The organism is Arthrobacter sp. NPDC093125, assembly GCF_044754225.1.
Classification (GTDB): Bacteria; Actinomycetota; Actinomycetes; order Actinomycetales; family Micrococcaceae; genus Arthrobacter.
Map to the genome: position 1 here is coordinate 26,897 of NZ_JBIVOQ010000005.1, position 17,588 is coordinate 44,484.

Sequence of the window (17,588 nt, forward strand, 5' to 3'; positions counted from 1 at the left end):
CTTGCCAACTCGTGCTTCTGCTGTGCATGATGGGTGCAGCGGGAATGCGCTTTCCCGAGATTGCTTTCCCGATCAGCGTTTCCCGATTACTCGGGCTTCACCACTATCCGAAGAGGACACATGGGTTTCGAAACAAAGACGATCCGCATCGCCATGAACGGCATCACCGGACGAATGGGTTACCGCCAGCACCTGCTCCGTTCCATCCTCCCCATCCGCGACAACGGCGGCTTTACACTCGAAGACGGCACGAAAGTTCAGGTCGAGCCGATCCTGGTCGGACGCAACGAGGCGAAGATCCGGGAACTGGCTGAGATGCACAAGGTTTCCGAGTGGACCACCGACCTGGACGCGGTGATCAACGACCCGACGGTCGACGTCGTGTTTGATGCGTCCATGACCAGCCTGCGCGCTGCGACGCTTAAGAAGGCCATGTCGGCGGGCAAGCACATCTTCACGGAAAAGCCCACGGCCGAGACGCTGGAGGAAGCGATCGAGCTGGCGCGCATCGGCAAGGAAGCCGGCGTGACGGCGGGTGTGGTCCACGACAAGCTGTACCTGCCCGGCCTCGTCAAGCTGCGCCGGCTCGTTGACGAAGGATTCTTCGGCCGCATCCTCTCCATCCGCGGCGAATTCGGCTACTGGGTATTCGAAGGCGATGTCCAGGCAGCCCAGCGGCCCTCCTGGAACTACCGCAAGGAAGACGGCGGCGGCATGACCACCGACATGTTCTGCCACTGGAACTACGTTCTGGAAGGGATCATCGGCAAGGTCACCAGCGTCAACGCCAAGACCGTCACCCACATCCCTACCCGGTGGGACGAGATCGGCAAGGCGTACGAGGCCACGGCCGATGACGCGTCCTACGGCATCTTCGAACTGGAGACCCCGGCGGGGGATCCCGTAATCGGCCAGATCAACTCCTCCTGGGCGGTCCGCGTCTACCGGGACGAACTCGTGGAGTTCCAGATCGACGGAACCCACGGTTCCGCCGTCGCCGGCCTGAACAAGTGCGTGGCACAGCAGCGCGCCCACACGCCGAAGCCCGTCTGGAACCCTGACCTTCCGGTTACGGAGTCCTTCCGCAGCCAGTGGCAGGAGGTTCCTGCCAACGCGGAGCTGGACAACGGCTTCAAGCTGCAGTGGGAGGAATTCCTGCGCGACGTCGTAGCCGGCCGCGAGCACCGCTTCGGCCTGCTGTCCGCCGCCCGCGGGGTCCAGCTTGCCGAGCTCGGCCTGCAGTCGAATGACGAGCGGCGCACCATCGACATTCCGGAGATTACGCTCTGATGACGTCCCTGATCCTTCCCACTTTCGACGGCGGCACCCGCGAGTACCGCCTGCAGGCGGCACCCTCCTGGGCCAGACCTGCCGCTCCCATCACGTCACGGCGTGCCTACGCCGCAGCCCATGTCGTTCCCGAGGTCACTGCCGAAAACACCCCCGGGGCCCCGGCCAGGCTGGACTGGGAAGCAACCCTCGCCTACCGCCATGAGCTGTGGTCCTACGGTCTTGGGGTTGCAGACGCCATGGACACTGCACAGCGCGGCATGGGCCTGGACTGGGATGCCACTCAGCAGCTCATTAAGCGCACCGGCGCGGAGGCCGCATCCGTTGTTTCCGCCGGCGGCACCGCCACGGCCGGGAAATCGGTCCGTGACCTTGTGTCGTGCGGCGCGGGAACGGACCAGCTCGATCTTGCTGCGCTTCCCTCCGGCGGTGCGGGGATCGAAGCTGTTCTGAACGCCTACCGCGAGCAGGCCGCCGTCGTGAGCGAAGCAGGGCCGAAGGTCATCCTGATGGCGTCCCGCGCCCTCGCAAAGGTGGCCGCCGGAGCCGATGACTACCTGCACGTCTACTCGACCCTGCTGCGGGAAGCGGACCAGCCTGTCATCCTGCACTGGCTCGGCACCATGTTCGATCCGGCCCTGGCCGGGTACTGGGGTTCCCACGATGTCTCCGTTGCCACCGAGACGTTCCTGTCGCTTATCCGTGAGCATGCGGACATAGTCGACGGGGTCAAGGTATCGCTGCTGGATGCAGACCACGAGGTTGCCCTGCGCGCGGCGCTTCCGGCAGGTGTCCGCCTCTACACCGGGGACGACTTCAACTACCCGGAACTGATCGACGGCGACGGCACCAGGCATTCGGACGCCCTCCTGGGCATCTTCGCCGCCATCTATCCGGCAGCGTCGGCTGCCCTTCAAAGCTACGACGCCGGCGACGCCGCCAAGGGGCGGGCCATCCTGGACTCCACCCGGGAACTCGGCAGGCACATCTTCAGTGCCCCGACGTTCTACTACAAGACAGGCATCGCGTTCCTGTCCTGGCTCAACGGCAAGCAGCCGGGGCTCCAGATGGTCGGCGGCCTGCACTCCGGCCGCTCGGTGGTGCATCTCGCCAGGACCTTCGAACTCGCAGACCAGGCCGGCCTCCTGAAGGATCCCGCCCTGGCGGCCTTCCGGATGTCCGACTACCTGCGGATCAACGGGGTGGGAGTATGAGCGACTACTCACGGCTGTCACTGAACAGCGCCACCACCAAGAAATGGACACTGGCCGAAGCCGTCGGAGGATGTGTACAGGCGGGGATCCCGGCCATCGGCCCATGGCGGGACATTGTGGCCGATGCCGGTCTTGACAAGGCTGCGCGGCTCATCAAGGACGCAGGACTGCGAGTGTCCTCGCTGTGCCGCGGCGGCTTCCTCACCGCTCCCTATCCCGAGGGCCAGTCAGCGGCGCTCGCGGACAACCGGGCCGCTGTCCTCGAGGCGGTGGCCCTCGAAACCTCGGAACTGTTCCTCGTGGTGGGCGGCCTGGCGCCGGGGGAGAAGGACGTGGTGGCCGCCCGCCGGCGCGTGGCCGACCGGCTGGAGGACCTGGTGCCGTTCGCCGTCGAGCACGGTGTCCGGCTGGTGCTCGAACCGCTGCACCCCATGTACGCGGCGGACCGCGCCCTGATCTCCACGCTCGGGCAGGCCCTCGACCTGGCATCGCCGTACGATTCCACGGCGGTGGGCGTCGCCGTCGACACCTTCCACGTGTGGTGGGATCCGGAGCTGAGGGCGCAGATTGAACGGGCCGGACGCGAAAACCGCATTGCCTCCTACCAGGTGTGCGACTTCAATCTGCCGATCGCCGCGGACGCGCTGCTGTCCCGCGGCATGATGGGCGACGGCGTCATCGACTTCGCGACGATCGGCACCTGGGTCCGGGACGCCGGCTACACCGGCGACATTGAGGTTGAGATCTTCAACCAGCAGATCTGGGAAACCGACGGTAACGCCGTCCTCGAAACTGTGAAGGAGCGGTACGCGGAACTCGTGCTGCCCTTCGCCTGAGCGGTGCTTCACTGAGGCGGTGTCGGCCGGGGGGCCCTGGATACCGCGTCGGTTGTATGCGCCGCAACCAAAGAACAGCGCCGGCACCGGATCATCCGGTGCCGGCGCTGTACTGCTATCTCAGCGCCTGCGCGTCTCGGCAACACGACGCCGGTGATCTGCCGCACGGAGCTGGATGATCCGCGCCGCCCCGGCCATGGCCACCAGCACGCCGCCTGCGACTGCCGCGATGAACAGGGCGAGGCCGAGGGCCACGACGCCTTCCAAGCCGAAGAACTTGACCTGCACCAGTACCTGGTTCTGCAGGATGAAGATGATCAGCAGCACGAGCACGACCAGGGCGGACGCGACTGCCGCCCAGATCATGCCCGCCCGCGTGACAGGGCGCCGTGTCTCTCCGGCGGGTGGGCGGGAGGTGGCGTCGTAGTCCGGCAGCGCCGCCGTGCCGGGCCTTGGCTGCCCTTCACTGCCGGCCGAACGGGGGCCATTAGCGGGCGGGGGATGGCCAGGGGTTGAATCCGGAGCCGGCCGTCCCGGCCGGTCCTGCTCCAACGGGTCCCGCTCGGATCCACTCTGCGCCATGTCGGTGACTCCTTACCACTTGTTGTTTCCGCGGGTGCGGGCGTCCAAGGCCCGGTGAACGTGGGCATCAGTCTGCCGGGTCCTACATATCGATCCTATGCAAATTTCCGCAAGTTAGTAAGCATGCTTTGCATTAGTCCGGTGCGCGGCGTCCTGCGGCAGCGGCTGGACGTAACAGTGTGGCGGTCCCGTGCGCGCTGACCGGAACCGGAATGTCCTGTGATCGTCCCGGGGTTGTTCTAGACTCGGAAGTAGACATAAGGGAGTACCCCGAATTTGCCCGCAGTAGTGCACATCGGCCCCACGAAGGGAGGCGAACCCCATGCGCCGCAATCGTGTTATCGCTGGAACGTCCGCTCTCCTCTTGGGCGTCGCTGGCCTTTTGGCCGCGTCACTTGCTATCGGCGGCGGGAATACTCCTCAGGGAGTGCCGCAGCCAACTACGACTCTCGCGACGGGTACGCCACCGTCCCCCAGCAAGCCCGCGGCCGCTGCGGGCGATGTCCGGATCGCTGCTGTCGGTGACATGAACGGGCCCAAGACCTATGAGCCTGATAGCCCGTCCGGTCGGAACGGTGCGGCGATCACCCGTCTCGTGAAGAACAACGAAATTGACGCGTTCCTGGGGCTCGGGGACTTCCAGTACGACACCGCGTACTGTGCTGACTACGTGAAGTACTGGACGCCGCTGTGGGGTGGCACGAAGCCCAAGTTGTACTGGGTGTCCGCCCCCAACCACGACTGGCAACCCGGCCGCAACGAAGACCTCGACAACTTCATGAATGGCCAATGCAAGGGGGCCCCGGCGAAGGCTGCAATCAACCAGCAGCGAGGGTTTATCGGGAACGGGAAACCGTATTCGAAGGACTTCGGCAACTGGCACTTCGCGTTCCTGTCGTCCGCGCACTGGCGGTACAACCCCTCGGAGGCTCGGGCGTTGACGACGTGGCTGGACAACGACCTCGCTGCCGCCAAGGCGGCGGGCAAGCACCTGGCAGTCGTGCACCACGAACCGTACTTCACGTCAAACACGAAGGAACATAAGCGGGCCACTAACCACAAGCCGTGGATCGACGTGATGTGGAAGCACCGGGTCCGCCTGACCCTGTCAGGGTCGCAACACAACTACGAACGGTCATGTCCGGTGAACAACGCTGACCAGTGCGTCAGTGACGGGATGACCGCCTTCCAGGTTTCCACGGGCGGTATCGGTCTCCGCTCCTTCACCAGCAGTCCGTCGTACATCGTGAAGCGGTTCAGCAACACTCACGGGTTCCTTCGGCTGACCCTCCGAGGCAACGGGTCCTTCGACTGGAAGTTCGTTGCAACGTCGGGACCGGGCACGGACGCAGGTACGCGTTCCGCGCCGTAATTGAAGCCACCGCCAAGCCCTCCCAGCCCCCTGGGTAAGAGCGGTGGATGCAGCGCTTCCCTTACAACACGGCAGCGGCCCTGACCAGCGTTTGTGCAGGTCAGAGCCGCTTTTGGCCGTGCCCCAGGAGGGAATCGAACCCCCGACCGGCGGATTAGAAGGCCGCTGCTCTATCCCCTGAGCTACTGAGGCAACTGGTTTCCCGGCTTTCCGGGTGCCTCAAAAAGTCTACATTGCCTGCTGGCCCGACGGCGGCACCAAACGGAAGGTTTCGGTTATCCACATACAGCACTGCGTACCTCCCGGTGGCCGCGTCGGCGGTTGATGCTGGAAGTGCCTGCTAGGGCAAGACACTTCGAGACAGGACACCAAGATGAGTGACAACATTACGGTCCGGGGCTTCGTGGCCACGGAGATCAAGAGCTCCACCACACCCGGCGGCGTCGCCACCGCCTCCTTCCGCCTCGGGTCCACCCAGCGCCGCTACGACCGCGCCAGTAACACGTGGGCGGACGGCCACACCAACTGGTTCACCGTCCAGGGTTACCGGCAGCTGGCCGGAAACATGGGTTGCAGCGTCAAGAAGGGACAGCGCGTCATCATCGTCGGACGGCTGAAGCTGCGCAGCTGGGAAAAGGAGGGCAGGATTTACCACGCTGTAGAGATCGACGCCGAATCAATTGGGCACGACCTGATGTGGGGTTCCGCGAATTTCACGCGGAACGCCGGCAACGGGAGCCAGCCGGTTCTTGCGGCGGGCGCGGCCGAGGAGGGCAACGGAGGCCACAATTTCGAGCCGGGCCCGCCGGACGGCGATGACCCGCCGGATAACGACGAAGGGGCCGACGACGACTCTGCGGCCAGCGTCTTCGTTGACGACACAACCGGTGAAACCCTCCAGCTCGACTCCGACACGGGGGAGCTCACCGGAGCTGCAGTCTGACCGCCGGGACGTGCGGCACCGTACCCCCTGCGGTGCCGCATGGCAGAATGGCAGCGTGACCCCACCCGAGGCATCCCCTACGTCCAAGGCCGTTCCCGACGCCGGCAGTTCCCGGGGCTCAGCCCGTTTCCGTACCGGCAGGATCTCCCTCGGCGTTGTAGCCGCAGGGCTGCTGCTCGCGGGCTTGGCAGCATGCAGTTCCGGAGCTTCCCCCGAGCCAGGAGCGGGTGCTAGTGCGAATGCCGGACAGGAGCGGTCCACGGGGGCAGTTTCGTCCGCAGCAGCAGTTCAGTCCGGTACGCCCCCGGGCGCGGCAGCCTTAACAGCAGGGGCAACCCCGTCTGCGGCAGCGGGAGGGCCGCTGGCCACGGCCCAAAGGAAGATGACCGACGCGCTGGGAGCTGTCGTCTCGGGTACCCCGAAGCCTGGAACCGAGCAGATCACGCAGGCACTGACTGCGGCCGGATTCCCTGCCGCCACCCTTGAGGTCTCTGCCAGCCGGACCCCGACAGGGCTGGACGTCGATTCCGTCGAAGCCGCAGCAGTCCAGGGCAGGGAATGCGTCATAGGCCAGATCCGTGATGGCAAGGTAACCGTGACCGTTCTGCCCGTCCTCGCGAGCGGGAAGTGCTTCGTGGGAGCCGCCGGCTGAGCCCGGAATGTGAGATATCACCGCCAACCCACTAGATTTGGAACCATGGCGGAATTTATCTACACAATGACCAAGGCCCGTAAGGCTGTTGGCGAAAAACTTATTCTTGACGACGTCAGCATGTCGTTCTTCCCGGGTGCCAAGATCGGCGTGGTTGGCCCCAACGGTGCCGGTAAGTCCACCATCCTCAAGATCATGGCCGGGCTGGACACCCCCTCAAACGGTGAGGCGCGCCTGAGCCCGGGCTACACCGTCGGCATCCTGCTCCAGGAGCCGCCGCTGAACGAGGAAAAGACCGTCCTGGGCAACGTCCAGGAAGGCGTCGGCGAGATCTACGGCAAGATCCAGCGGTTCAACGAAATCTCCGAGGAGATGGCCAGCCCGGACGCCGACTACGACGCCCTGCTGGAGGAGATGGGTCACCTCCAGGAAGCCATTGACGCCGCCGACGCCTGGGACCTTGATTCCCAGCTCGAGCAGGCCATGGACGCCCTCCGCTGCCCGCCTGCCGATGCCGATGTCACGCTGCTGTCCGGCGGTGAGCGCCGCCGTGTGGCGCTCTGCAAACTGCTCCTGCAGAAGCCGGACCTCCTGCTCCTCGACGAACCCACCAACCACCTCGACGCCGAGAGCGTGCTGTGGCTGGAACAGCACCTGTCCACCTACGCCGGAGCAGTCCTGGCCGTCACCCACGACCGGTACTTCCTTGACCACGTGGCCGAGTGGATTGCAGAAGTCGACCGCGGACACCTGTACCCGTATGAGGGCAACTACTCCACCTACCTGGAGAAGAAGCGCGCCCGCCTCGAGATCCAGGGCAAGAAGGACGCCAAGCAGGCCAAGCGTCTCTCCGAGGAACTGGAATGGGTGCGCTCCAACGCCAAGGGCCGCCAGACCAAGTCAAAGGCCCGTCTGGCCCGCTACGAGGAGATGGCCGCAGAGGCCGACCGCACCAGGAAGCTGGACTTCGAGGAAATCCAGATCCCGCCGGGACCGCGCCTGGGCGGGCTGGTCCTGGAAGCCAAGAACCTGCAGAAGGGCTTCGATGACCGTGTCCTGATCGACGGGCTGTCCTTCTCCCTGCCCCGCAACGGCATTGTCGGCGTCATCGGCCCGAACGGTGTGGGTAAGTCCACCCTGTTCAAGACCATCGTCGGCCTCGAGCCGCTCGACGGCGGCGAGCTGAAGATCGGCGACTCCGTCAAGATCTCCTACGCGGACCAGAGCCGCGGCGGCATCGACCCCAACAAGACCCTGTGGGAGGTCGTGTCCGACGGGCTGGACTTCATCCAGGTCGGCCACGTGGAAATGCCGTCCCGCGCCTACGTCGCCGCCTTCGGCTTCAAGGGCCCGGACCAGCAGAAGAAGGCGGGTGTCCTCTCCGGCGGTGAGCGCAACCGCCTGAACCTCGCGCTGACCCTCAAGCAGGGCGGAAACCTGCTGCTCCTCGACGAACCGACCAACGACCTCGACGTCGAGACCCTCAGCAGCCTCGAAAACGCCCTGCTCGAATTCCCGGGCTGCGCCGTGGTGGTTTCGCACGACCGCTGGTTCCTGGACCGGGTCGCCACCCACATCCTGGCCTACGAAGGCGACGACGAGAACCCGTCGAAGTGGTACTGGTTCGAGGGCAACTTTGAATCCTACGAGGAGAACAAGGTGGAGCGCCTCGGCCCCGACGCCGCGAAACCGCACCGAGTCACGCACCGCCGCCTGACCCGCGACTAGGTCATGAGCCTGCACCACTAGGCTCCAACGGCAAAGGCCGGTTCCGAACGGAACCGGCCTTTCGCGTGCCCGGGCCAACACGGGGCGCCGGGCCCGGGGATGCCGGGGCTGCTCAGCCCCTGCGCATCTGATGCTGCAGGACCTTGGACTGGAAAGCCCCGGCCACCTTGCTCTTCAGGTCGGTCGGCACGCGGACCATGCCTTCCTGGGCCACGGAAGCGACGTGCTGTCCGTCGCGGTTGAAAATCTTGCCGGTGGCCAGCCCCCGCGCTCCCTGGGCGCTGGGCGATTCCTGGACATAGAGCAGCCACTCATCCACCCGCACCGGCCGGTGCCACCACATGGCGTGGTCCAGGCTGGCCACGCTCATCCCGGGCGTGATCCAGCTCAGCCCGTGCTTGCGCAGAATTGATTCGAGCAGCGTGTAGTCGCTGGCGTAGGCCAGGGCTGCACGGTGGAGGTTGGCGTCGTCCGGCAGGGGGCCAAAGGTCTTCATCCACACAGCGTTGCGGGCTTCCTTTTTGCCGGTGGCCGCGACGTACAGGGCCGGGTCCACGTGGCGGATGTCAAAGGGCCGCTCGTAGGCCCAGTGCCGCGCCACAGGATGGTCGAACTTCCCCAGCAGGTCGGCGGTGCTGGGCAGCGATTCAGGATCCGGAATCCCCGGCGGCATGTCCGACTGGTGTTCGACGCCTTCGTCCTCCGCCTGGAACGAGGCAATCATGGACAGGATCGGCGTCCCTTCCTGGTAGGCGTGCACCCGCCGTGCCGAAAAGGACCGGCCGTCGCGCAGCCGCTGCACGCCGAAGGTGATGGGCTTGTCGGCGTCGCCGGGACGGAGGAAGTAGCCGTGCATCGAATGCACCGGACGGTCCGGATCGACGGTGCGCATTCCCGCAATGAGGGACTGGGCCAGCACCTGGCCGCCGAACACCCGCTGGTGCGGCTGCCGCTGGGACGGGCCCATGAAGATGTCTTCGTCCGTGCGGGCGCCCTCAAGCTCACCAAGATTAAGCAGTTCGATCAGTGAAGTAGTGGGGTCATTCGTGGGAAGTTCCTGCAATCCGGCGTCCGCTTCAGTCATGGTTTGACTCTAGACGTCGCCCCGGCAGCGCTCAACCGGACCCACCCGGTAGTGTTCTAGATGTGTCTGATCTCCTCACCCAGTCCTTCCGCTTCGCAGACCCCCGCGATCTGGCCGACCTGCGCACCTTCGCCACGCGCGCCAAATCCATCGACGACGGCGCCATCCGGCTCCAGGCCGCAGGGCCGGTCCTGGCCGCCTACGTCTGCGTCCTTCGACCCCGGATCCTGGGGGAGTCCACGCCCACCATCCTCGGCCTGCGGACCATGGGCCTTGCCGAACCGTCATCGGTCGACGTCACGGTGCCTCTGGCGGCCGTCCTGGACCGGCTCGCCCGGGCTGGCGAGAACGACGCCGAGCTGCCGGTTCCGCCGTCGACCGTCACCGAATCATGGGCGGGCGTTGGAGCGCCGCGGGGCGGCTGGGAGCTGATCGGCTCCGTTCCCGATGACGAGCTGCGGCAGGCCGCCGAGGCCGGCATTTCGGAGGTGGCGGGCATTGTGCCGGACAAGCCGGGCGCATTGATCGTGAACAACGCCCGCGCCGCAGTATGGGGACGGGAACTTGAAGGCCGCTCCGGGCTGCCCGCCGGTGCCGCCTTCGCAGCCCTCGCGCTCGGCTTCCTGGGCGATGACGAGCAGCGGCTGTACCGGGCCGGCCGGTGGTTCCGCCTCAGCGGCAGCCGCGGGCACGTCCTGGCCAGGACAGGCGCCGGCCTGCCTTAGCGAAACTGGTCCGGGCTACCCCGGACTCAGGAATCCGTCGGGCTGTTGACCATGGAAAGTGCAGCGCGTTCCATGTAATCCCACAGAGTGCCTTCGTACAGCGGCGGCAGCTCCAGCGAGTCCACAGCAGTACGCATGTGGTGCAGCCAGCGGTCCTTCGCCGCGGGCGTCACGCGGAACGGCATGTGGCGCATCCGCAGCCGCGGATGTCCGCGCTCTTCGCCGTAGGTGGTGGGCCCGCCCCAGTATTGCTCCAGGAACATCAGGAACCGCCGCTTCGCCGGGCCCAGATCCTCTTCGGGATACATCGGCCGCAGCAGCGGGTCGGTCGCCACGCCGTCGTAAAACACGTCGATGAGCTTCACGAAGGTTTCGTGGCCGCCCACGGCGTCGTAGAAGTTGTCCGTGTACCCGGGCTGGCTGAACGGATCGTTGCGCATCAGCTGCCGCGGCGCGTTGGGTTCGGATGGTGTGGGAAGGGTCATGGCTATTCTCCGGCCTTTTGCTGCGGTCCGTGCTGAGCTTCCGCTTCGAGCGGCCCGGCGCCCGGCTCCTCGGCGGGAGCCACATAATTGCCCTGCGAGCGGTTGCCCACCCGGAGGATTTCGCCGTTGCGGAGGTACCAGATGGCTCCGTTTTCATCCCGGACCCGGGTGATTCGCAGGCCGATGGACTCCACCACGCCCACCACTTCACTGGTCTCGATGATGTCGCCGATGCCGTACTGGTCCTCGATGGTGATGAAGATGCCGGCCAGGAAGTCACGGATCAGCTGCTGGGCACCGAAACCGATGGCGATACCGAAGATACCCACGCTGGTCAGCAGCGGCGCGACGTCGACGTCGAGGTTCTTCAGCACGTAGATGCTGGTAATGACGGCGAGGACCACGCCCACGACGCTGTTCAGCAGCGACCCGATTGTCCTGGCCCGCTGGGCGCGGCGCTCATGGTCCAAGGCGCGCAGCGCGGGAGCGACCCACCGGAAGTGGGGCTTTTTGAACAGCGTTGTTCCGCTGGCGACGCGCTTGGTGATCCTGGAGATCACGTAGGTTGCCAGCAGCCACAGGAGAATGCCTGCGCCGAGGCTGATCGCGATTCCGGCGACGTTGAAGCCCGCGGGCTCCAGCGAGGCCGAAGGCGTTGTAAACATGCTGTACATCAGTAGGGATGCTCCTTGTTGCTTACCGGGTGGCCTTGTAGCGCAGCCGCCTTTCCGACGGTGCAGCCGCATATTCCGACTGCGAAGCAGCGGCGGCGGGTCTCTGTTCCCTCTTAAGCCTAGCCGGACTGAGCGGGCGGCTGGTCTGCCGCGGATGTGGTAATGGGAACGTGCAACACCGGGAAATTTACGCTGCGGGCGATGAAACACACCGCGTTGGCCTGCCGGTGCATTTCCTCGGCAAGCGCGACATGCGCGGGGTCAGCCAACACCACGTGCGGCCGGAGTGTCACGGTCTCGAACTGGCCGCTGCCGTCCCTGTTGAGCCTCATCATCCCGCCGGCATTGTCCTCGTAGGACACAACCACAACTCCGTGCTTCACGGCCACATGCAGGAAGGACAGCATGTGGCACTGCGCGAGCGCCGTGAGAAGCAGCTGCTCCGGGTTGAACCGCGAACGGTCGCCGTGGAACGTGGGGTCAGCTGAACCTTTGAGGACCGGCAGCCCCGCGATTTCGATGTCGTGGTCCCGGGAATAGTCCCGGTAGGACGACGTGCCCGTCCCAAGGTTGCCGGTCCAGCGAACAGTCAGGGAATAGTGATGCTCGTCAAAGGCCATACCGCCAGCTTAGACATCGGCCGCGCGGGCGCGCAGCGCCCTGGCAACGGCGTCGCGGTTTTCGAGCATCATGCGGCGCAGCGCCGCGCTCTCCTCCGGGAGCGCCGCCAGGAACGCGTCGGTGCGGTCAATGGTCGCCTGGGCGGTCAGCTGGGCCGGGTAGAGCCCGACGACGATCTGCTGGGCAAGCGCGTGGGTCCGCTCCGCGACGATCCCGGGTACCGCCTGGAAGTACTTTTCCGAGTACGGCTCCAGCAGTGCGGTGTCCAGCACGCGCGTGAACCCGGCGACGGCCGAAGCCTGGATGGCGTTGGAGAGGTCGCCCTTGACAACAATCGAGTCCCAGGCCGCTGCCTTCGCCTCGGGCGTGGGAATGGCTGCCGTGGCCAGCGCCGCAGCATTCTGCCCGTTGGAGGTGTTGTCCTTTTCCAGTTCGGCGTCGATCTGTTCCTGTCCGATCCGCCCGCCCACCACGAGGGACGCCACGAGCTCCCAGCGCAGGTCCTGGTCCACCGTCAGGCCGGGGAGTGTGGCGGAACCGTCCAGCAGCCCGGCGATGGTGTCCAGCTGCTGCTCGCTCCGTGCCAGCAGGGCGTACGACTTCACGAACTGCAGCTGCGCGTCGGAACCGCCCGGCACGGCAGCAGCCAGGTCCCAGAGCCGGTCCGCGGCCGACACGTTCGTGGCTTCGCGGTGCTCCTCCGCAACATAGAAGGTCAATGTGGTGGCCAGCTGGCGCAGCTGGACCAGGATGACCGACGAATCGCTTTCAGCGGCGATGTTGGCAAGGATCAGGTCCACGTAGCCGCGGGCCGGCGTCTCGCCGTCGCGGGCTGCGTCCCAGGCGGAACCCCAGACGAGCGTGCGGGGCAGGCTTTCCCTGAAGTCCTTAAGGTGTGCCGTGGCGGTGGCCAGGGACTTCCCGTCGAGCCGGACCTTGGCGTAGGCGAGGTCGTCGTCGTTGAGCAGGATCAGGTCCGGCTGCCGCAGGCCGGCGAGGGCAGGCACCGCGGTGCGTTCGCCGTCGACGTCGAGCTCCTCACGGTGCGTGCGCTCCAGCCTTCCTTCGTCAGTGACGTCGTAGAACCCGACGGCGAGGCGGTGCGGGCGCAGGGTGGGCTGTTCGGCGATGGCGGACTGCAGGATGGCAAAGTCCGTGATGGTGCCGTCGGCATCCACCGCCAGCTCCGGCTGCAGCGTGTTGACTCCGGCCGTTTCGAGCCAAAGCCGGCCCCACTGGTCCAGATCGCGGCCGCTGGCTTTCTCCAGTTCCGCCATGAGGTCCGCCAGTTCCGTGTTGCCCCAGGCATGCTTGCCGAAGTATTCCCGGACCCCGGCCATGAACTCCTCGGAACCAACCCACGCCACAAGCTGGCGCAGTACCGATGCGCCCTTGGCGTAGGTGATGCCGTCGAAGTTGACCTCCACGTCGTGGAGATCGTCGATGTCGGCAAAGATCGGGTGCGTGGTGGGGAGCTGGTCCTGGCGGTAGGCCCAGGATTTCTCGACGGAGGCGAAGGTGGTCCAGGCGCTCTGGAACTTGGTGTTTTCCACGGCGGCGAGGTGGGACATGTACTCGGCGAAGGACTCGTTGAGCCACAGGTCATTCCACCAGCGCATGGTCACCAGGTCGCCGAACCACATGTGCGCCAGTTCGTGCAGGACGGTAATGGCCCGGCGTTCCACCTGGGCTTCCGGGACCTTGCCGCGGAAGACATAGCCCTCCAGGATGGTCACCGCGCCAGCGTTTTCCATCGCGCCGGCGTTGAATTCCGGCACGAAGAGCTGGTCGTACTTCTCGAACGGGTAGGGGCAGCCGAACTGCGCTTCGAAAAACTCGAACCCCTGGCGGGTGAGCTCGAAGATGTTGTCTGCGTCCAGGTACTGCATCAGCGATTTGCGGGCAAACACGCCGAGCGGGATGACGCGGCCGTCGGCGCTGGTGACATCGCTGCGCACCGACTGGTAGGGGCCGGCGATCAGTGCGGTCACGTAGGAGGAGAGCCTCGGGGTGGGCGGGAACTCCCAGACGGAGCGGGCACCGCCGTCGGCCCCGGGGGAAGTCTGCACCGGAACCGGGGTGGGGGAGTTGGAGACGACATCCCAGTGTGACGGGGCCGTCACCCGGAAGGTGAAGGTGGCCTTGAGGTCCGGCTGTTCGAACACGGCGAACATGCGGCGTGCGTCCGGCACCTCGAACTGGGTGTACAGGTACACCTCGCCATCCACCGGATCAACGAAGCGGTGCAGCCCCTCGCCCGTGTTCATATAGGGCGTGTCTGCCACCACGGTGAGTTCGTTCTGCGCGGCAAGGTCCGGCAGCTGGATGCGGATGCCGTCGGAAACCTCCGCCGGATCAAGCTCGCGCCCGTTCAGCGTCACGCTGTGCACCGTCTCGGTGACGGCGTCGATGAAGGTGGAGGAACCCGGCGCGGCGCTGAACCTGACGGTGGTAGTGGCGCCGAAGACGTTTTCTCCCCTCGTGAGGTCCAGGCTGACGTCATAGGAATCGACGGCGATCAGGTCGGCGCGTTCGCGCGCTTCAGTGCGCGTCAGGTTCATGCCTGGCAAGGGTATGCCTCCAAAGGGTGAGGGTCGTTACTGTGAAGCCATTGTTTCAGTTGGCCGGTCTTTGGCAAGCAGCAGGGACCGCGTTTCCAGTCCCGGCGGCGCCCCGGCGGGAGTAGTTTTAAAGCATGGGAAAGTTCCTCGATTCGGTGGACGTCAAGGCCCTGCGCTTCGCGATCGGGTTTCCCGTGCTGCTCGCCGCAGCCTTCGCACTCAGTGCCGTGCTGCTGCGCCCTGACCTCCCGGACCCGCTGGCGGTCCAATGGAACGACGGCGGCGGCATCAATTTCGCCCCCTTCGCGGCTTATGTGGGGGTTGGCGCCGCCATGATCATTGCGGCAGGCTGGCTGGTGCTCCTGCAGGCCGTGCCGGTCTCGCGGCCCACCGTCATGCGGCGGATCATGATGGGCGCCGGGCTCACTCTAAGCCTCTTTGTCACCACAGTCCTCGCGGCAGGCCTGGTGGGGCAGGCGGGCGAGGCTGACGCCCGGGAATCGCATGTCGACTTCATCGTGCTGTCCACCGGCAGCGGCGCGGCCCTCGCGCTCGGCGTCATCATGGGATTCGTTTTCAAGGCCGACCAGCAGTGGACACCCGAGGACGACCGGGCGCTGCAGCAGGCCCTGGAGCTGGAGCTTGATCCCGAACTCGCCACCGATTCGATCAGGCTGTGGGTGCACGCCCGCAGCTCCGTCTTCGTCATGATCGGAATCGCCAGTCTTTTCCCGGCTTCCCTCATCGCGATTGCCGTCCCCTGGCTGGGTGCCCTGCTGGTGGCAGCTGCCATCCTCGGCGCGGCCTTCCTGTTCGCCCGCGTCACGGCCGACCGCAGCGGCCTGCGGGTTTTCGTTGCCGGCATACTGCGCGTCGTGGATGTTCCCGCGGAGGCGATCTCGGCAGCAGCCCCCGCAGACGTCCGCGCAGCCGACTACGGCGGCTGGGGCTACCGCAATCACGGCGGAACCGCCGCCGTACTGGTGAGCAGCGGGCCCGCCGTCGTCGTCCGCAAAACCGACGGCCACCGCCTCGCCGTAAGCGGCGGCAATACCGACTCGGCCGCCCGCCTCGCCGAAGTCCTCACACGCATTGCCGCGCGCGCCAGGAAGGACGGGCGTTCTCCCTCCGAGGGCGAGGGCGACGCGTAAACACAGCGTCATGACCGTACCCGCACCTAGTACGCTGGGAGCTGTCGATTTTGATCTGTACAGCCCGGCCGCGCCCCGGAGCTCATGACTGAACGGAAGCCACCGTGACCACAACCCCTGCGTTCCCGCGGGTCCACATCGCCACTGACCACGCCGGGATGGAACTGAGCGCCCACCTGGTCAGCCATCTGTCCGCCAAGGGCTACGACGTGGTGGACCACGGACCCAGGGAATACGACGCCCTGGATGACTACCCGTCGTTCTGCATCAATGCGGCGCTCGCCGTTGTGGCCGACCAGCAGGCAGGCCTGCATGCCCTGGGCATCGTGCTTGGCGGCTCCGGGAACGGCGAACAAATCGCCGCGAACAAGGTCAAGGGGGCCCGCGCGGCGCTTGCCTGGAACCACTCCACCGCGGTCCTGGCCCGGCAGCACAACGACGCCAACGTGGTGGCTGTCGGAGGCAGGCAGCACAGCGTCGAGGAAGCGACGGAACTCATCGAGGCCTTCCTTCAGGAACCGTTCAGCAACGACGAGCGCCACATCCGCCGCATCGGCAAGATTGCCACCTACGAGACCACCGGCGAGGTCGTCGAGTAGTGCCCGAGGGGCATTCCATCCACCGGCTCGCCCGCCAGTTCCGTGACGTGTTCGCGGGCCGGCGGCTTGCCGTCACGAGCCCGCAGGGCCGCTTCTCCGCCGGTGCGGCCTTGCTGGACGGCCACACGCTGGTGCGCTCGGACGCTCACGGCAAGCACCTGTTCCTGCGCTTCGAGCACAGCCTTGTGCTCCACGTCCACCTCGGCCTGTACGGGGCATGGGACTTCGGCGGCGACCGTGAATTCAACGGGGCATCCAGCATCGGGGCGCCGCGCCGCGTGGGGGAGCGGGAAGTACCCCGCGAGACGCCCGCCTCCGCTGTGTCCCCTGAGGCTGCCTCCGCGGATGCGCCTGCCTCTGCAGATGCTCCTGTCTATACGGGCCCGCCGGAACCGGTGGGAGCGGTGCGGGTGCGCCTGGCCAGCAACCACGGTTGGGCAGACCTGCGCGGCGCCACCACCTGCGCCGCGATTACGGAAGCGGAAGCTGCGGCTGTACTGCGGAGGCTGGGACCGGATCCGCTGCACAGTTCAGCGCCGCTCGCCATTTCGGTCTCCGGTTCGGGTTTTGCCCCCATCACGGGTCCTGCCCAGGATGGCCACGGCGGCCGCGAGGACTTCGTCAACCGGGTCATCACACGAAGAACCCCCGTCGCGACGCTGCTGATGGACCAGAAGGTGATTGCCGGCGTCGGAAATGTCTACCGCGCTGAAGTGCTGTTCCGGCAGCGGATCGATCCGCTGCTGCCCGGCCGGGCGCTCTCCGCGGACGATGCCGCACGCCTCTGGGACGACACCGCTGCGGTGATGGCCGACGGCGTCCGCGACGGCCGGATCATCACCACGACGCCGGGCTACTGGAGTGATCAGGGCTCGCTGCCGCCGAATGAGGAAGCGCATTTTGTGTACCGGCGCCATGGACAGCCCTGCCGCGTCTGCGGCACACCCGTGGAATTGGCCGGGCACTCCGGCCGCAAGCTGTACTGGTGCCCGGCATGCCAGCAGTCCTGATCCCGTAACAATTTCGGTGCTTGCCCAACCTGGATTGCCGCAGATGTTGGATTGCTGCAGA

The 17,588-nt window shown here is 66.0% G+C and carries 17 protein-coding genes and 1 tRNA gene; 11 read left to right on the forward strand and 7 right to left on the reverse strand.

Annotation, left to right across the window (positions count from 1 at the left end; genetic code table 11):
* The first annotated feature begins 120 nt into the window (after positions 1-120).
* From ACIP9X_RS11750 to ACIP9X_RS11760, 3 genes are read left to right on the forward strand one after another with little or no spacing between them, the layout of a single operon-like run.
* On the forward strand, positions 121-1,290 hold the full coding sequence (locus tag ACIP9X_RS11750; protein WP_400479923.1) for a Gfo/Idh/MocA family protein: 1,170 nt from the start codon (positions 121-123) through the stop codon (positions 1,288-1,290).
* On the forward strand, positions 1,290-2,504 hold the full coding sequence (locus ACIP9X_RS11755; RefSeq protein WP_400479924.1) for a dihydrodipicolinate synthase family protein: 1,215 nt from the start codon (positions 1,290-1,292) through the stop codon (positions 2,502-2,504). Before ACIP9X_RS11750 ends, ACIP9X_RS11755 begins: the two co-directional genes overlap by 1 nt.
* Positions 2,501-3,340: a sugar phosphate isomerase/epimerase family protein gene (locus ACIP9X_RS11760; protein ID WP_400479925.1), complete on the forward strand. Its 840-nt coding sequence runs from the start codon at positions 2,501-2,503 to the stop codon at positions 3,338-3,340. Before ACIP9X_RS11755 ends, ACIP9X_RS11760 begins: the two co-directional genes overlap by 4 nt.
* Before the next feature lie 120 nt (positions 3,341-3,460).
* Here the strand turns inward: ACIP9X_RS11760 and ACIP9X_RS11765 are convergent, their stop codons facing one another.
* Complete coding sequence (locus ACIP9X_RS11765) at positions 3,461-3,922, reverse strand: DUF1049 domain-containing protein (RefSeq protein WP_400479926.1); 462 nt, start codon at positions 3,920-3,922, stop codon at positions 3,461-3,463.
* A gap of 427 nt (positions 3,923-4,349) precedes the next feature.
* On the opposite strand from ACIP9X_RS11765, the gene ACIP9X_RS11770 reads away from it, so the two are divergent.
* On the forward strand, positions 4,350-5,294 hold the full coding sequence (locus tag ACIP9X_RS11770) for a metallophosphoesterase family protein (protein WP_400479927.1): 945 nt from the start codon (positions 4,350-4,352) through the stop codon (positions 5,292-5,294).
* A 119-nt stretch (positions 5,295-5,413) separates the two neighbouring features.
* Here ACIP9X_RS11770 and ACIP9X_RS11775 read toward each other — a convergent pair.
* A tRNA-Arg gene (locus tag ACIP9X_RS11775) sits at positions 5,414-5,486 on the reverse strand.
* 181 nt (positions 5,487-5,667) lie between these two features.
* Between ACIP9X_RS11775 and ACIP9X_RS11780 the strand changes: the two genes are divergently transcribed.
* The 3 genes from ACIP9X_RS11780 to ettA are packed head-to-tail and all read left to right on the forward strand — an operon-like array spanning position 5,668 to position 8,617.
* Positions 5,668-6,237: a single-stranded DNA-binding protein gene (locus tag ACIP9X_RS11780; RefSeq protein ID WP_400479928.1), complete on the forward strand. Its 570-nt coding sequence runs from the start codon at positions 5,668-5,670 to the stop codon at positions 6,235-6,237.
* 55 nt (positions 6,238-6,292) lie between these two features.
* Positions 6,293-6,889 (forward strand): DUF6993 domain-containing protein, encoded by a 597-nt coding sequence (locus ACIP9X_RS11785; protein ID WP_400479929.1) that lies wholly within the window; start codon positions 6,293-6,295, stop codon positions 6,887-6,889.
* A gap of 45 nt (positions 6,890-6,934) precedes the next feature.
* Positions 6,935-8,617, forward strand: a complete 1,683-nt coding sequence (gene ettA, locus ACIP9X_RS11790) for an energy-dependent translational throttle protein EttA (RefSeq protein ID WP_400479930.1) — start codon at positions 6,935-6,937, stop codon at positions 8,615-8,617.
* Positions 8,618-8,729: 112 nt separating this feature from the next.
* Here ettA and ACIP9X_RS11795 read toward each other — a convergent pair whose 3' ends face one another.
* Entirely contained in the window at positions 8,730-9,701 is a 972-nt protein-coding gene (locus ACIP9X_RS11795; RefSeq protein WP_400479931.1) for an acyl-CoA thioesterase, read from the reverse strand.
* Positions 9,702-9,763: 62 nt separating this feature from the next.
* On the opposite strand from ACIP9X_RS11795, the gene ACIP9X_RS11800 reads away from it, so the two are divergent.
* Positions 9,764-10,426, forward strand: a complete 663-nt coding sequence (locus tag ACIP9X_RS11800) for a hypothetical protein (RefSeq protein ID WP_400479932.1) — start codon at positions 9,764-9,766, stop codon at positions 10,424-10,426.
* A 26-nt stretch (positions 10,427-10,452) separates the two neighbouring features.
* On the opposite strand, the gene ACIP9X_RS11805 is transcribed toward ACIP9X_RS11800, so the two are convergent.
* The 4 genes from ACIP9X_RS11805 to pepN form a co-directional block, all read right to left on the reverse strand.
* Positions 10,453-10,911, reverse strand: coding sequence for a globin (locus ACIP9X_RS11805; protein ID WP_400479933.1), 459 nt, complete (start codon positions 10,909-10,911; stop codon positions 10,453-10,455).
* 2 nt (positions 10,912-10,913) lie between these two features.
* Positions 10,914-11,585 (reverse strand): mechanosensitive ion channel family protein, encoded by a 672-nt coding sequence (locus ACIP9X_RS11810; protein WP_400479934.1) that lies wholly within the window; start codon positions 11,583-11,585, stop codon positions 10,914-10,916.
* A gap of 119 nt (positions 11,586-11,704) precedes the next feature.
* Positions 11,705-12,205: an OsmC family protein gene (locus ACIP9X_RS11815; protein ID WP_400479935.1), complete on the reverse strand. Its 501-nt coding sequence runs from the start codon at positions 12,203-12,205 to the stop codon at positions 11,705-11,707.
* Positions 12,206-12,214: 9 nt separating this feature from the next.
* Positions 12,215-14,767: an aminopeptidase N gene (pepN, locus tag ACIP9X_RS11820; protein WP_400479936.1), complete on the reverse strand. Its 2,553-nt coding sequence runs from the start codon at positions 14,765-14,767 to the stop codon at positions 12,215-12,217.
* A gap of 134 nt (positions 14,768-14,901) precedes the next feature.
* On the opposite strand from pepN, the gene ACIP9X_RS11825 reads away from it, so the two are divergent.
* From ACIP9X_RS11825 to ACIP9X_RS11835, 3 genes are all read left to right on the forward strand, one after another.
* A complete protein-coding gene (locus ACIP9X_RS11825; RefSeq protein WP_400479937.1) occupies positions 14,902-15,918 on the forward strand; it encodes a hypothetical protein in 1,017 nt (338 codons plus the stop codon).
* Between the two features lie 104 nt (positions 15,919-16,022).
* Positions 16,023-16,517, forward strand: coding sequence for a ribose-5-phosphate isomerase (locus ACIP9X_RS11830; protein WP_400479938.1), 495 nt, complete (start codon positions 16,023-16,025; stop codon positions 16,515-16,517).
* Positions 16,517-17,527 carry an Fpg/Nei family DNA glycosylase gene (locus tag ACIP9X_RS11835; protein ID WP_400479939.1) on the forward strand — a complete coding sequence of 337 codons (1,011 nt, stop codon included), beginning with the start codon at positions 16,517-16,519 and terminating at the stop codon, positions 17,525-17,527. The genes ACIP9X_RS11830 and ACIP9X_RS11835 overlap by 1 nt, the downstream gene beginning before the upstream one ends.
* The last annotated feature ends 61 nt before the right edge of the window (positions 17,528-17,588 follow it).